This window comes from Psychrobacter sp. T6-1, from assembly GCF_052258445.1.
Map to the genome: position 1 here is coordinate 1 of NZ_JBQQFC010000038.1, position 15136 is coordinate 15136.

Annotated in this window: 12 protein-coding genes; 7 read left to right on the forward strand and 5 right to left on the reverse strand. The window is 47.4% G+C overall.

The genetic code is table 11. From position 1 onward, the window contains the following. Positions 1–1502 (reverse strand): glutamate--tRNA ligase (gltX, locus tag ACTXGO_RS04185; RefSeq protein ID WP_443573445.1); only part of this gene is annotated, 1502 nt, incomplete at its 3' end. Positions 1503–1828: 326 nt separating this feature from the next. On the opposite strand from gltX, the gene rsmH reads away from it, so the two are divergent. From rsmH to ACTXGO_RS04220, 7 genes are all read left to right on the forward strand, one after another. Next, entirely contained in the window at positions 1829–2782 is a 954-nt protein-coding gene (gene rsmH / locus ACTXGO_RS04190) for a 16S rRNA (cytosine(1402)-N(4))-methyltransferase RsmH (protein ID WP_443542814.1), read from the forward strand. 147 nt (positions 2783–2929) lie between these two features. Further along, a complete protein-coding gene (gene ftsL, locus ACTXGO_RS04195) occupies positions 2930–3436 on the forward strand; it encodes a cell division protein FtsL (RefSeq protein WP_443573447.1) in 507 nt (168 codons plus the stop codon). Beyond that, positions 3433–5490: a peptidoglycan D,D-transpeptidase FtsI family protein gene (locus tag ACTXGO_RS04200; protein WP_317200012.1), complete on the forward strand. Its 2058-nt coding sequence runs from the start codon at positions 3433–3435 to the stop codon at positions 5488–5490. The genes ftsL and ACTXGO_RS04200 overlap by 4 nt, the downstream gene beginning before the upstream one ends. A gap of 48 nt (positions 5491–5538) precedes the next feature. Then, the gene (locus ACTXGO_RS04205) at positions 5539–7185 is read left to right on the forward strand and encodes a UDP-N-acetylmuramoyl-L-alanyl-D-glutamate--2,6-diaminopimelate ligase (protein ID WP_443573449.1); all 1647 of its coding nucleotides are present in this window, start codon (positions 5539–5541) and stop codon (positions 7183–7185) included. Positions 7186–7263: 78 nt separating this feature from the next. Beyond that, the gene (locus ACTXGO_RS04210) at positions 7264–8709 is read left to right on the forward strand and encodes a UDP-N-acetylmuramoyl-tripeptide--D-alanyl-D-alanine ligase (protein WP_317200014.1); all 1446 of its coding nucleotides are present in this window, start codon (positions 7264–7266) and stop codon (positions 8707–8709) included. Positions 8710–8712: 3 nt separating this feature from the next. Further along, positions 8713–9831, forward strand: coding sequence for a phospho-N-acetylmuramoyl-pentapeptide-transferase (gene mraY / locus ACTXGO_RS04215; RefSeq protein WP_317200015.1), 1119 nt, complete (start codon positions 8713–8715; stop codon positions 9829–9831). A gap of 112 nt (positions 9832–9943) precedes the next feature. Beyond that, complete coding sequence (locus ACTXGO_RS04220) at positions 9944–10870, forward strand: putative RNA methyltransferase (protein ID WP_435949826.1); 927 nt, start codon at positions 9944–9946, stop codon at positions 10868–10870. Positions 10871–11037: 167 nt separating this feature from the next. Here ACTXGO_RS04220 and cls read toward each other — a convergent pair whose 3' ends face one another. From cls to ACTXGO_RS04240, 4 genes are all read right to left on the reverse strand, one after another. After that, positions 11038–12477 (reverse strand): cardiolipin synthase, encoded by a 1440-nt coding sequence (gene cls / locus ACTXGO_RS04225; RefSeq protein ID WP_443573451.1) that lies wholly within the window; start codon positions 12475–12477, stop codon positions 11038–11040. Between the two features lie 95 nt (positions 12478–12572). Further along, on the reverse strand, positions 12573–13382 hold the full coding sequence (locus ACTXGO_RS04230) for a YdcF family protein (protein WP_443542705.1): 810 nt from the start codon (positions 13380–13382) through the stop codon (positions 12573–12575). Positions 13383–13484: 102 nt separating this feature from the next. After that, a complete protein-coding gene (locus ACTXGO_RS04235; RefSeq protein ID WP_443542707.1) occupies positions 13485–14186 on the reverse strand; it encodes a hypothetical protein in 702 nt (233 codons plus the stop codon). Between the two features lie 221 nt (positions 14187–14407). Beyond that, positions 14408–15001: a BLUF domain-containing protein gene (locus ACTXGO_RS04240; RefSeq protein ID WP_443573453.1), complete on the reverse strand. Its 594-nt coding sequence runs from the start codon at positions 14999–15001 to the stop codon at positions 14408–14410. Between the last annotated feature and the right edge of the window lie 135 nt (positions 15002–15136).

A 15136-nucleotide genomic window follows, 5' to 3' on the forward strand; every position in this document is an offset into this window, starting at 1 on the left:
GGCAAATCTGCTGCTGTTTTCTCTAACTTCTTTAGCTTTTTCTTACCCAAACCACCAAGCACATCGATGGCGTGACGCAAGCGGGTCATCGTCATGTCCGCACCGATAATCCACATGGAGTTCATCACTGGCGTGGATGAGGAGCTGCCTGCAATAGCGATAAAGAACGGCGCAATAAAATCGCGCATCTTGATATCTAGCGCGGCTGCCATGCCTTTAACAATGGCATAAATGTTGTCTTCCGACCATTCTGGCAGTGCTTCTAATTGCCATAATGTCAGCTGCAAGATTTCCATAATTTGCTCAGGGGTAAGCGTTTTGTGCACAAAATACTCGCTAGTGATTTCAGGTAAGTTTTGAAAGTAAAAACCGCCCCAATTAACTGCGTCAGAGAGTAGCTCAATACGAGGTTGTATTGCGGCTGCCATCGCCGTCAGCTTATCACTATTATTGGCCCAGTCGAGGATTTTATTCTTTAATTCTTCAGGCGTCAGTGCGCGTAGCCACTCACTATTGAGCCAATACAGCTTTTCGATATCAAAGATAGGCCCGCCCAAAGACACGCGCTGAATATCGAAACTGGCTATCATTTCATCAAGAGTGAATTTTTCTTCGTCGTTTGGCATAGAGTAGCCCATACGCCCTAGATAATTGAGCAGCGCCTCAGGGAGCACACCTGCATCACGATAGTAGGTGATGGAGGTTGGATTTTTGCGTTTTGATAGCTTGGATTTGTCAGGGTTGCGCAGTAGCGGCATATGGCACAGAACGGGCATCTCCCAGCCGAAGTACTCATATAACAATTGATGCTTGGGCGCGGAATTGAGCCATTCCTCACCGCGCATGACGTGCGTGATCTGCATCAAATGGTCATCAACGACATTAGCGAGATGGTACGTTGGTAGGCCGTCAGTTTTGAGCAGCACTTGCATATCGACTTGTTCCCACGGGATCTCAACCGTACCGCGTAGCATATCCTCAACCTTACACACACCATCTTTAGGTACACGCATACGAATGACGAAAGGTTTGCCATCAGCGACCATTTTATCGGATTCAGTACGCGGCAAATCAGCATAGCGACCGTCATAACGCGGCGTCTCACCGCGCGCCATTTGCTCCGCGCGCATGGCGTCTAATTCCTCAGGGGTACAAAAACAGCGAAAGGCATGATCTGAGTCTAGTAGTTTTTGGGCATGATCTTTATAAATATCCGCGCGCTCGCTTTGACGATAAGGCGCATGGGGCCCGCCAACATCAGGACCCTCTGCCCAATCTAGACCCACCCAACGCAGCGCGTCCAAAATCATCTGCTCGGAGGCTTTAGTTGAGCGCGCTTGATCGGTGTCCTCAATACGCAAAATAAATTCACCACCGTTTGCCTTGGCAAAAGCCAGATTAAACAGGGCGATATAGGCGGTGCCAACATGTGGAAATCCAGTAGGTGAGGGGGCGATACGGGTACGAACAGGGCGCTTGATGGAGCTAATAGTCTGGGTCATAAGGGTCTCGGGATAGTGTTGCTGGTTAAAAAGTTGCCAGCTAAAAAATAGGCAATTAAAGAGTAGAAATAGCGTAAAATATAGCGCTAGTATAACAGAGCGTTTCGATATTTTTAACGAAAAGCCCCTCTAGCGCTTGACTCACCGTGTATCCTTGCGATAATAACGCAAGTTGTCTGATAACTTGTTTATTTTTATACTATTACTGGCCGCCTAGGTCGTCATTTACTGAGTGATTTGTGTCCTTATTAGATTCTAAGCCTAACGCCAATCTTGATACTGTATCAAGTGCTACGCAAACGCCAGAGCGTGATGAGCCTGTATTTGTGCATGACGCGGTATTATTAAACGAAGCGGTTGCTGCAGTGCTGGGCGTCAAATCCTTACCAAAAGCAGCTCGTTTGCAAGCGGACGGTATTTATGTTGATGCAACTTTTGGGCGCGGCGGTCATAGCCGTTTGCTGCTCTCACACTTAGCTGACGATGCCAAGCTTATCGTCTTTGATAAAGACCCGACCGCGATTGCAGTCGCTCACGAATTGGCGGCGACAGACAGCCGCGTACAGGTTATTCATGATAGCTTTGCTACTTTGACGGGCAGCTTAAATGCTTTGGGTATCGCTAAAGTAGACGGACTTATGGCAGATCTGGGGATATCCTCGCCGCAGATCGATGATGGCACGCGCGGCTTTAGTTTTATGCGTGATGGCGTGGTCGATATGCGCATGGACACAACTCGCGGGCAGTCTGTTGGACAGTGGCTTGAGCAGGTCGATGATGAGACTCTTGCTAACGTACTTTATGAGTTCGGTGAAGAGCGTCATAGCCGCCGTATTGCCCGCGCCATCAAACAAATGGACAGTTATGAGTCGACACTTGAGTTGGCTGAAGTGATAAAAGTGGCGCACCCAAACTGGCAGCGCGGCAAGCATCCAGCGACCCAAAGCTTTCAGGCGATGCGTATCTTTATCAACAATGAGCTTGGCGATGTCGATAGCTTTTTGGCGCAAAGTATTGAGATGTTAAAAACAGGCGGGCAGCTTGCGGTGATTAGCTTTCACTCGTTAGAAGATCGCCGTATCAAGCAATTTTTGCAGCGTCATAGTAAGGGTCAGTATCCAGAGGATGAAAACCTACCCATGCCGCCTAAACGCCCGCGGTACTTTAGTAAGCCCAGACGCATTGGACCTAGCAAGACTGAGATCGCTGATAATCCGCGCGCGCGTAGTGCGTGGCTACGCGCCGCGACTCGTAGTGACGTGATAGTTAGTACGAACTAACAGCCAATGCAAACTAACTGCACAAAAGCTTGATTTAACGATGCCAAGGCATGAATAGCTACGCGCCTGTTAAGAACCTGTAAATATTCTCTGTTAAGCTGCTTCACTTTTAGCAGTATTCTTTTTTATTTTTATTTTGAGAGCGTCATGGCACCTTCTGGCAAACCGACCAAGCAGCAGCATACTTCTACAACTCATACAGATGTCGGTGAACTGTTTGCCAAGCGTTTTAATGTGGTTAGTATTTATGTGGTGATACTGCTCTTATTAGCGGGCTCTATCATCTGGAGTGGTATCAAAACTGCCCAAAACGTGCAGCAATATCATCAGGACTACAAAACCTTGCAAGACATGAAAAAACAAGAGCGCAAATTGCAAATTGAGCACCAGCGTTTATTGATTGAGCAGCAAACCTTTAGCGCTACCCCGCAAATTGCCAGCCGCGCGGTTGCAGAGCTAGGTATGTACTCGCCTACGCTCAAAGACAAGCTCATCATTCAGCCAGGTGTTGCCGCTGTATTATCGAGTGCCGCGCCAAATCCGCAGAAACCCTTAGCTGAGAAAAACACTGTAGCTGAGCAAGAGTCCTTGAGCGATACGCTACTAGAGAACGCGCCACAGGCGAGCACAGACGTATCGGAGGCGGCGCTATGAGTACTAAAAAACCTGACTCCAAAGCTAACAAGAATAAAAAACCTGCTAGCGGTAAGGTTATCAAACCCCTTCGCCGTGCTAGTACCGCCAAATCAGGTAGTGTTAATACTCGCAAAGCAAAATTATTTGGTCGCCTAAAAAAGAATGAGAGCGAGGGCGCTTACACCAGCGTCAAAAACCGTAAAAAACTTGCTTTTAATAAAGCCTCAGGCGCGTCCACTCGCGGCGGCTTTGAGGATGACAAAGACCGGTTTCGCATGATTTGGGGCATTGCCTTTGTTATCTTAATACTTTTAATCGCACGCGCCTACTATGTGCAAGTCATCAACGCACAGTTCTATCAAGCCAAAGGCGATGAGCTGATCACCAGCACTCGCACGCAAAAGTCTTACCGCGGTATGATTACTGATCGTAATGACTTACCGCTCGCCGTTAGTGCGCCACTTGCGACAGTCTCTTTTAGCCCGCATGATTATGCGCGCGAATACTACGAGATCAAGCGCATTATTCTGACCAATCCAAACAGCCCGCAACTACGTGCACGGATGGAGCAGCGCTTAAAAGACATGGATTTAACTATTTTGGCTGCTGCTGCCAATATTCCTGTTACTGAATTACAAAAAGTGACGGCTATTGATGACAGTATTGACGTCACTGATCCTGATGCGGTGAAAGCGGCGCTACCCTCTGGTGCAGGCTCACACTATCTACCGCTACTGAACAAAGTCACCCCTGAGATTGCACAAAGTGTGAGCTCACTTGACTTTACTGCGGTATACGAAAAGAACTTCTTTCAGCGCTATTATCCGCAGCCCCAGCCCAACTCGCAGCTACTTGGCTTTATGGGTCAAAACTCCGCTGATCCTGAGGGCGGCTATGAGGGACGTGCGGGTATCGAGCGCCAGTATGAGACGATGCTCGCTGGTGATGATGGCAAAGTCTTAGTGCTAAAAGACGCCAAACAAAACAGTTTAAAAGAGATCAAGCAGCTTGAACCTGAGATTGCAGGTAAAGATGTGGCATTGACGATAGATTCGCGCTTGCAGTATTTATTATATAAAGAGCTAGAAAAGGCAGGACGCTTGCAGCGCGCGCGTTGGTCGACGGGTATGGTCGTTGATGTCCAGACAGGCGAGGTGCTTGCGCTCTCAACATGGCCCTCATTTAACTCCAATGATCTCAACGAGATGACTGGTGAAAACCAGCGTAACCGTGCGGTGCTTGATGTCTTTGAGCCAGGCTCGGTGATGAAGCCGTTTACCGTTGCTGCCGCTCTAGACTCAGGCAAGTACACCGCTAATTCTCTAATCGATACCAATCCTGGTTCCATTCGGGTGCGCGGCTATACCATTCGCGATCATAACAATTTGGGTATGATCAATATGGCAACGCTACTTCAAAAATCGAGCAACGTCGCCTCAACCAAGATTGCTTTATCCTTGCCGCCTGATGCCATTACCAATATGCAAAGACAGTTCGGCTTTGGGACCAAAACGCCCCTGCAGTTCCCAGGTGAGGGTAGTGGCCTTGTCGTTACGCCAAAAGAAAAAGAAACGGCAAGACGAGCCACGGTCAGTTATGGCTATGGTCTACAAGTGACGCTCGCGCAAGTGGCACAGGCTTATGCAGCGCTAGCGGCAGGCGGGGTTATGCATCCGCTTACCTTGATCAAAGATAACGAAGCAACGCCAAGTAAGCGCATTATGGAACACGAGCAAGCGATGGCTATTGTAAAAATGCTTGAGTCCGTAACTGAGGCTGGTGGTACGGCAAAAGCGGCAGCGATTGATGGCTACCGCGTCGCTGGCAAGACAGGAACCTCGCGCCGGATCAATCCTGATGGTGGCTACTATACGGATCAATACCGTAACGTATTCGCTGGTATGGCGCCTGCCTCTAATCCGAGACTGGTCGGTGTTATGCTAATCGAAGACCCGCGCGGTCAGATTTACGCCGGTTTGACGGTAGCGCCTGTTTTTCACAATGTGATGAAAGAGGCACTACGCTTGTATAATGTGCCTCTTGATAAACCTTTGCAGACCACAGAACCCTAAACAAAAATAAAACCCTGTGTTGTCTCTCATTTTCTTTAGGAGTTGTCCATGACTGAGTCAAATTATAACCTTGTTACTTTGCAGCAGTTGATGGACGGTTCTCAAAGCGGTGATAAGGATCAAGGTAGGTTACGTCAACACCTGCTAGATATGCTAGTACAAGACCAATCAGTCGCTGATATCGCATTCCACCAGTTTCAATTAGACAGCCGGCAAGTGGGTGCGCAGGATGTCTTTGTCCTGCTAAAAAGCCAAATACCGAACTGCCAAAAAAGCCGTCACTACATCGAACAAGCCGCGCAAAATGCAGCCTTCATCTTATCTGAGATTGACCCGCAAGCTTTGTTTGCTACTGCTCATGTTCCGCCGCACCGTCATATCCAACTCGGTAACCACCAAGATACTGACTTGGCTTTATCAGATCTGCCTTGTCCTGTTCTTTATGTGCCTGATATTCGGGATTTTTTGGGTGATTTGGTTCAGAGCCGTATGCAATATCAGCAGCCTATCGCTTTGCCTACAGTAGTCGCGGTGACGGGCACCAATGGCAAAACGACGATTAGTCAACTGGTCGCGCAGCTTGCGCAATTGGTCGGTATGAGTAGTGCGGTGATGGGTACGGCAGGCAATGGACGCTTGGGCGCACTGGTACAAGCGAGTCATACCACAGGCGACGCGCTGGCGGTGCAGCAATTTTTATATAAAATGGGTCAAGAGCAAGCGCAGATATTGGCACTTGAGGCCAGCTCGCATGGACTTGATCAGCAGCGTTTGCAAGGCATACCTGTGAGCGTTGCTATCTATACCAATCTCTCTCGCGATCATCTAGATTATCATGCTGATATGAGCGAGTATGCGCAGGCAAAAGCAAGATTGTTTGACAAAGCACACTTTCCAGCGCTGACTCATGCCATTATCAACAGCGATGATGAGCATGCGCAAATTATGATAGATACAGCGCAAGCGAGTGATCTTATTGTATGGACGTATAGCTTGCAGCCTGAAAAGTCAGCAACTTTTATGGCAACTCGCATTGAGCCTAGCCTTGAGGGTGTACAAATTGCCTTGCATAGCGAGTTTGGGGATATTACTATTATCAGCCCATTACTAGGGCTTTTTAATGTGGCCAATTTGCTTGCCGCTATTGCTGCCGCTGTCGCTTTAGGTGTGGATATCGAGCGTGTAGCTAGCGTCGTACCTAAGTTGCAAGGCGCTATCGGACGTATGCAGCGCGTACCGTCGACTGATGGCTGCTTTATCGTGGATTATGCGCATACTCCTGATGCGCTCAGCCAAGTGCTCGCTAGCCTAAGAACGCATTGCGACGGGCAGCTATGGGCAGTGTTTGGCTGCGGCGGTGACCGAGATGCTGGCAAGCGACCACTGATGGCGCAAGCAGGACTATCAGGTGCTGATAAAGTAATATTGACCGCTGACAATCCGCGCACCGAAGACCCGAATGTCATATTGCAAGATATGCAATCAGGTATGACAGATGAGCAATACAAGCGCACGCACATAGAGCCTGCACGCCAGCGTGCTATTGACTATGCAGTGACCCACGCCAAGGCTGATGACATTGTGGTTATCGCAGGCAAAGGTCACGAAACGTACCAAGAGATTAATCATGTGCGCCATGATTTTGATGACAGTGTTGTTTTAGCGCAAGCCCTCAAAAAAGCGCAACGTCTCTGATTTTATAACCTTTTGATACGATAACTACTATTACGACAACCATTAGTAAGATAATGAAAGCCCTACAAGGTAACCCCTATGACAGCTGACAACGATAATACCCTTCAGTCGCAAGGACTCTACGTCTGGCAAGCGGACAATCTGCTCGCTGCTACCAATGCACTCGATGGTCATTGGCAGCTACCAGACTCTGATCAAGCAGATCAAACCCAAAGCCCTCAACTGACAAGTAATCGTATCGCTACCGATACGCGTACAATAAAGACGGGTGATATCTTTTTGGCGCTCAGCGGTGACAACTTTGATGGTCATGATTATATCAATCTAGCGGCCACTCAAGGCGCTGTCGCTGCTATCGTCTCACGTCCGATCTCAACCAGTATCCCGCAATTAGTCGTCACTGATACGCGCCTGACACTTGGGCATCTGGCCGCTCATCGTCGTCAGCAGCATACTGATTTAACGGTAATTGCTATTACAGGCTCTAGCGGCAAGACCACTTGTAAAGAGATGCTTGGTAGCATTTTTGGGCGCTTAGCGCCAACGCTGATCACGCGTGGCAACTTAAATAATGATTTGGGCGTACCCATGATGCTCCTTGAGCTGTCCGATCATCATCGTTATGCCATCATGGAGCTTGGCGCGAATCACATTGGAGAGATCGCTTATACCACCGAGATTGTCCGTCCTGATGTGGCTTGTATCTTAAATATCGGCACTGCGCATTTAGGCGAGTTTGGTAGCCGCGAGGGTATCTGTCAGACCAAAGCTGAGATTTATCACACTTTAAATGATACTCAGTTTGCCATTGTTCCAGACAAAGACGATTTTACCAACCAACTGCGCCGTATCGCTGAGACGCATACCTCCAATGTTATCGGTTTTGGTAATACTGATGTCAGCGCCAGTCACCTAGACGTCGAGCCTGAGCGCAGTGAGTTTAAATTGCATATCGGTACGCAGGTGCAGGATATCAATTTGCCATTAGCAGGCGAGCACAATGTCAAAAATGCCCTAGCTGCCGCCGCATGCGCTTATGCTTTAAACATTCCTATTGAAGACATCGTGACAGGCCTCGAAAATTCGCGCCCTGCTAAGGGTCGTCTTGATAGTCAAATGCTCGGCAACCACCGCTTGATCGATGACACTTATAATGCCAATCCGCATTCAGTACGTGCAGGTGCTAAGGTGCTCGCCGCGCAAACAGGGACGCAAATCATGGTGCTAGGCGATATCGGTGAGCTTGGCGATGCGGCGGTAAGTGAGCATCAAAGCCTTGGACGCACGATTGCCGCGACAGGTATCGATGTGCTGCTCTGCGTTGGTGAATACGCCCGCTATACTGTCGCTGGTGCCAAAGAAGTGAGTGATATCAATGCCCATGCTTTTGATGACAAAGACAGTCTGCTTAAGTATTTGCAATCGTTTTTACAAGCGCAGCAAGCACAGCCGTGTACCGTTTTATTCAAAGGGTCGCGCTTTATGGCGATGGAAACCCTTATCAATGCGCTAGTCGAGGAGTAGGCGGTGTTAGTTTGGTTGTTTGAATGGCTTAGCCAATATTACTCACCGTTTTCTGCGGTATCCTCTTTGACTTTGCGCGCGCTACTAGCGGTGGTAACTGCGCTTGGGCTTAGCTTAGCGCTGGGTGGCCCTGTTATTCGCCATCTGCGCACCCTTAAATATGGTCAGGCGGTTCGTGATGATGGGCCGCAGTCACATATCATCAAGACAGGTACGCCGACGATGGGCGGGGTGCTGATACTTAGCACTATTGGGGTGTCGACCCTACTGTGGGCGCGTCTTGGTAACCCCTATATTTGGATTTTGCTCATCGTCATGATTATTTTTGGCGCGGTAGGCTGGGCGGATGATTGGCTCAAGATTAAGCACAAAAACCCAACAGGACTTATCGCTCGCAAAAAATACTTTTGGCTGTCTGTTGGCGCGATATTCGTTGGCGCCTCACTATACTATATTGCTACTTTGCAGCCAGATATAGCGACGACGCGCAGTATGGTAGATTTACTACTGCCTGTATTTAAAGACTGGGTTGTGCCTTTTTCAGTTGTGCCCTTTGGTATTGCTTTTATTATCTTTACCTATTTTGTGATCAATGGTGCCTCAAACGCGGTGAACTTGACCGATGGCCTAGATGGTTTAGCGATCTTGCCTGTCGTCTTAGTTGCCGCAGGTTTAGGCGCTATGGCCTATGTATCAGGAGATATTCGATTCTCAGAGTATCTACATGTGCCTTATATTCCCTACAATTCAGAAGTGATTGTCGTTTGCGGGGCAATGGTTGGCGCAGGTCTTGGCTTTTTGTGGTTCAACGCTCATCCTGCGCAGGTGTTTATGGGCGATGTTGGCGCATTATCCTTAGGTGCTATGCTCGGTACTATCGCGGTTATGACCCGTCAAGAGATTGCCTTTGCCATTATGGGCGGGCTGTTCGTCGCCGAAGCGGTGTCCGTTATCTTACAAGTTGGCTCGTATAAGCTACGCAAAAAACGTATCTTTCGTATGGCGCCGCTCCATCATCATTTTGAAGAAATTGGTTGGAAAGAGACGCAAGTGGTGGTCAGATTTTGGATTATCGCTATTTTGCTGGTGATACTGGGTCTTATGACACTAAAATTACGTTAGACTTCAATAGCAAAAAGGCCATCTTAGAGACGACTAAGGTGGCTTTTTTATCGGCTATCAATCACAAATTTTGTTAAGATAAGCGCCATATTGCGCCGATTTTGAGAACCCTGTGTCTTTATTTATTTGTCCTATCTGTCAGTCACCGCTAACATCTGCCGCAGATACTTGGCGCTGTGATGGCAGCTTGCACCAAAAGCAAGTCTCGCACCCGTTTGATGTTGCGCGTCAAGGCTACGTCAATCTATTGCCCGTACAACAAAAAAAGTCCAAGATGCCAGGGGACTCTCAGCACTCTATTGATGCCCGTAAGCGTTTTTTGCAAGCAGGCTATTATGAGCCGCTACAGACGCTTATTTGTGAGCAGATAAGCGCATTAAATCAAAAGACAAATAGCCAAGCAGGCAAGAGTCGCTGGTTAGATATTGGCTGCGGCGAGGGTTACTATACGCAGGCGATAGCGCAGACAGGGGTGGATACTTTGATAGCTGCTGATATTAGTAAGCCTGCTGTCATCCGCTTAGCAAAAGCGAGTAAAGTAGCAGGTCAACTCTGGTATCAGCAAGATAAAAACGCGCGTGTAGCGACTATCTACCCTATCGTTACCAGCGCTGCACATTTACCTTTAAGCGAGCAAAGTTTAACTGGTATTAGTAGTATTTTTAGTCCGATATTGCCAGCCGCTTTTGCCAAGGTATTGCAAAAAGACGGCTACCTTATCATTGCTAAGCCTGATATAGAGCATTTAGCCTCGATACGCGAAGCTTTATTCGATGAGGTGCGCGCTCATGATTCAGATAAGTTTTTGCTAGAGGTTGCGCCTTATTTCACCTTACTAAAAACGCATCAGATCAGTACCGATTTGCACTTATCGACATCTGCGCTCGATGATTTATTGACTATGACGCCCTATGCCTACCGCGCTCGCGTCCATAAGCGTCAAGCGCTGCTGGATATAAGCCAAGATCAGCCATTTGCGACCACGGCTAGATTTGTGGTGTATGTCTTGCAAAAACGTGTTGCTGGTTTAGAGTCATGATAATTCTGCTAGCAAATAAGTCGTTATATAGTCAGTCCAATATAAAAAAGAGACAGCGGGGCTGAAATGAATTTTTTGCAGCCTCTGTCTGCGTAGGCACAGCAAGCCAGAAAAATTTATACTAGTCCCGCGTTTTTGAATAACGTATCCATTTTATCTAGTGTTAACTACAGTACCGGCCCCATAGTCGCGACGATGTTGTTCCATATTCTATACAGCAAAGACCAGTTCTCGACCTGTTCACGGGTAACCTCTTCAGAGTCTGCCAGATACTCATGCTGGCGCTCGATGATCTCAGCGCTCAAAGTTTTGTCGCTGAAGATGACGTTGTTCTCATAATTTAGATCAAAACTACGCAAGTCCAGATTGGTCGAGCCGATCAAGCTTATCTCGCCATCGACGGTCAAAGTCTTGGCATGCAATAGGCCTGGTTTGTATTCATAGATTTTGACGCCAGCTTCTAGTAATTCCCAATAGTAGCTGCGCGACGTGGCGGCAACGATAAAAGAGTCATTGTATTTAGGAAATATCATCGTGACATCAACGCCGCGATAGGCTGCGGCGCACAGACTACTGACCAAAGAGTAATCGGGAACAAAATAGGGCGTCGATATAATTAAGCTATGTTTGGCTTGACCAATAAGCGTCGTCAAAAACTGCGGCGTGGTGCCGCGTCGCTGCGTCGGCCCGTCCGAGAAGACTTGCGCGCCGCAGGCATCATCCTTTGGCTCAGTATAATAAGGGAAGCTCTCAAGCGCGGTATCAGGGTTCTTCATCAGCCAGTCACTAGCAAATAGCATCTGATTCTGCGCGATGATAGGCCCCTCAAGTCGTAGCATGATATCGACCCACGGCGCGTATTTAGGCTTGACCCGAAACTCAGGGTCGGCGCAGTTACGGCTACCGCTATAGCCGATTTTGCCATCGATGACAGTAATCTTGCGGTGATTACGCAGGTCAATACGGCTAAAGAGTAGCACCTTGATAATATTGCTGATCGGTAGCGCCACGCTAACCTCGACGCCCGCCTCGATCATCTCGCGCCAAATTTTGGAGCGCACCATCTTGCGCGAACCCATACCATCGACCATCGCTCGGCAACGCACGCCGCGCCGTGCTGCTCGCATCAGCGCCTGCGCGGTATCGATACCCATACCATCGATAAGCCAAATATAGTACAGCACATGGATATGATCGGTTGCCGCATCAAAGTCTGCAATCATGCGCCGGCTAGTCTCAGCAGCGTCGCTCATCAGCTCAGCACGATTACCGACTGTGGTACAAAAGCCTGTAGCATTGGCAGAGTAGGCAAACGGCGCTTGGTATTCAGGGTCGATAGCGGCGCGCATCGTCTCCTCAGAGCCGAGTACTTCAGGGTTATTACGGTACAGCTCATTTTTGATGTGCTCATAGTCTTGGGTAAACCTGCGCCCTAAATGAATTTCACCAAACAACCAGTAAATCACAACGCCGATATAGGGCAGTATAAACAGCACCACAATCCAAGATAAGCGAGCAGGCGCTGTCAGATCGTGACGAGCAAGCACCCGCAGCGAGATAAGCACTAGCAGTATAAAATGCAGCGTCAAGAGCACATCTAACAACATATAGGCATCCCGTTATTATTTAAAACCGCAGTCATAAGTTTTGGTTAGTATAACCCACTTCAAAACTAAGGCGTGCTGATGCAAGGTAACACGTCTTAATACTCACCCAAAAGCCAACCGCTGACAAAGGCAAAATATTCACGAAACCATGCATTATATCGAATCGATAACGGCGTCGTACTCGCTACCGTTATCGGCTGCGTATAACCTTGATGGCGGGCAATGCTAGCCGCGCGAATAGTATGAAAGTCGCTGGTCACGATGGCGATAGGCTGCGAGAGGCAGACGCCTTTGGCAGCTAATAGCGGCTTGCTTAGACTTAAGTTCTCCTCAGTGCTAGTGCTCAGACCTTCTTGTATGATGCGCCTAAATGCAATGCCGTGCGCTTCACTAAGATAGGTTGCCATAATATCGGCTTCACTACGACTGCGCCCAAAACCAACACCACCGCTAGTGATAGCGATAGCATCAGGCTGCACTTTAATAACAGGGGCAGCCGCGTCTAAACGTTTGGCGAGGGTCGGCGTCGGCTTACCATCGACTGTTCCTGATCCTAATACGATGACAGCGGCGATATCTGGCAATGGCTGACGACTGCGCTCAATCTGCTGCTGTAAAGAGCCGATAAACACCCCAAAGCTGACCAGCCATACTGCAAATGCGCCCCATAATGCGCCCCAAACTCGCTTATACAGACGTCTACGTCCAATAAAGTCGCGAATGCGCCGCCAGTATAGACCATGAGCGACAAAGATGATGCCAATAGCAAACGGCACCACAGTACCGAAGTTAACTTTGCCCACCATCATGAGCGCTACGCAATCAACGATGATAACGATACCGATGACGGTTAATACAATACGAGCAGTGACTAAGAGACGAGTAGGAACTAAGAGCTTGGGCATAGAGTTATGATTTAGCGAGGAAGTGATGGTATTAAAAGAATAAGTGCCGATTATCTACGTAAGAACTCACCTGATAGATGAGTTCTATGTAGAAGATAAGACTTAACGACTGGTATAAGTAACAGTTTTGATACCATTGGCTGTAGGGATAGAGGCCGTAGCCTTGCTACTTAAGATATCGCCCTTAGCATCGATATTGTAACATTCTACAGTACTGCTATCTGATACTGGAGACAACAGATTTTGTGAGGTATTAATGCAGAACCAAGCGGTCGTTGGGCTAGCCTGCGTAAGCGACCATGACTGCTGGTAGCGGCTGATTTGATTGCGTTTGCTGCTATCGCTATAGACGTTTTCGGTAATCAATGTGCCTTTATCGCCAACGCGAGCGACTTTAGGTAGGTCAGCAGTTTGGGTCGCTACCGAATACGCGCCTGAGCTGTCGGTATAACCATAAAAACGCGCAGGGTTTAGGGTAAAGTAATTGATACTGGTCGAACGACTGACTACGTTACCGCCTACTTTAGTGACAGTGGCGTACTCAGCGCCTTGTACACGCTTGCCCTCAAATTCCATGATGCCTTTAGGAGTCACTTTGGTGTCAATAGTTCTATTTTGGGTACTATTGACCTCAGTGAGCGTCTCAGTGCGCGGCTGGGTATAGATATTGAGTAGAGCCGTCTCAACAGGGTACTGCGTGATGATAGGCTCGCCGCCCAGTGCTACCTCATTATTGGTTATTGTGACGCAAGCGCTTAGCATCGTTATCAGGCTCAGTCCCAAGCCCATTTTTAGTGTCTTCATAAAATACTCCTTTATTATCACATGAGAATGATCGCTATCTACTATAGTCGAATTTTTCATCAATAACATCTGTCTTATGACAAGAGCAGTACGATAGAGTAAGGGAGTAATTGACTTATATAAGGGTAGAGAATATTGTAGGAAAGGATAGAAGTATAATAGTCTAAAGTCATACAAGACTTTGCAAAAGCAGAGTTTTATCTTATAGAAATAATCCTTTATTAAGAACTTACATCATATTTAAACAGTAAAATCGCTACAGAAAAGCAAATTAATACGCTCAAAAATATATAGAACAAAACATGATTACTAGCTAGTTTTTTTCTAAAATCAGAATACCCTAGCGTATCAAAGGTAATATAGTCCTGATTAATACTGGAGTAATCAATGGTTTTTACAGTTTCGATAAAGTGCTCAACGAACCAAGAAGGCCAGTGCTGTGGTTCAAACGGGGAGATATCAGTGAGCTGAGTACGAGCTGAAAATTTATCCCAATTGCTAGTACTTAGATTAAGACTGTGCATGCGCCAATCGGTAAAGCTATAACGGCTTACTCTTTGGGTAAAAACGACATCGACGTCTTTATGGTTGTTATCTTTAAAGATTCTTTGCATAAGCGCAAAGATAGTGCTCTTTGTGCCTTCTAGACACTGCAAAAAGTTTTGATTGTTATTGCACAAAAACCCCATAATATGATTATCTTTATTAAAGGATTTTGAATGATTCTGTATATGTTCAAATACAGAGCTTTCAGTCGTATTTATGGCGCTGACATATATCAACCTTATGAGAGAGTCTGCAGGAGTTTCTCTCATAGATTTCTCTAACATGTGGTGAGTGACTATATGGGTTTTAATAGTGATATTCCTAATATTATCTTTTGCTTCTTGTTAGCGTGCTAACGATTATCTTACCGTTTTTCTATATATTTATCCAAGTTTACCTTATGA

Bases quoted from the DNA above. Each gene is read 5' to 3' on its own strand.
- ftsL (WP_443573447.1), top strand. From the start codon at position 2,930: ATGGCACCTTCTGGCAAACCGACCAAGCAGCAGCATACTTCTACAACT.
- ACTXGO_RS04200 (WP_317200012.1), top strand. From the start codon at position 3,433: ATGAGTACTAAAAAACCTGACTCCAAAGCTAACAAGAATAAAAAACCT.
- ACTXGO_RS04205 (WP_443573449.1), top strand. From the start codon at position 5,539: ATGACTGAGTCAAATTATAACCTTGTTACTTTGCAGCAGTTGATGGAC.
- ACTXGO_RS04210 (WP_317200014.1), top strand. From the start codon at position 7,264: ATGACAGCTGACAACGATAATACCCTTCAGTCGCAAGGACTCTACGTC.
- cls (WP_443573451.1), bottom strand. From the start codon at position 12,477: ATGTTGTTAGATGTGCTCTTGACGCTGCATTTTATACTGCTAGTGCTT.
- ACTXGO_RS04230 (WP_443542705.1), bottom strand. From the start codon at position 13,382: ATGCCCAAGCTCTTAGTTCCTACTCGTCTCTTAGTCACTGCTCGTATT.
- ACTXGO_RS04235 (WP_443542707.1), bottom strand. From the start codon at position 14,186: ATGAAGACACTAAAAATGGGCTTGGGACTGAGCCTGATAACGATGCTA.
- ACTXGO_RS04240 (WP_443573453.1), bottom strand. From the start codon at position 15,001: ATGAGAGAAACTCCTGCAGACTCTCTCATAAGGTTGATATATGTCAGC.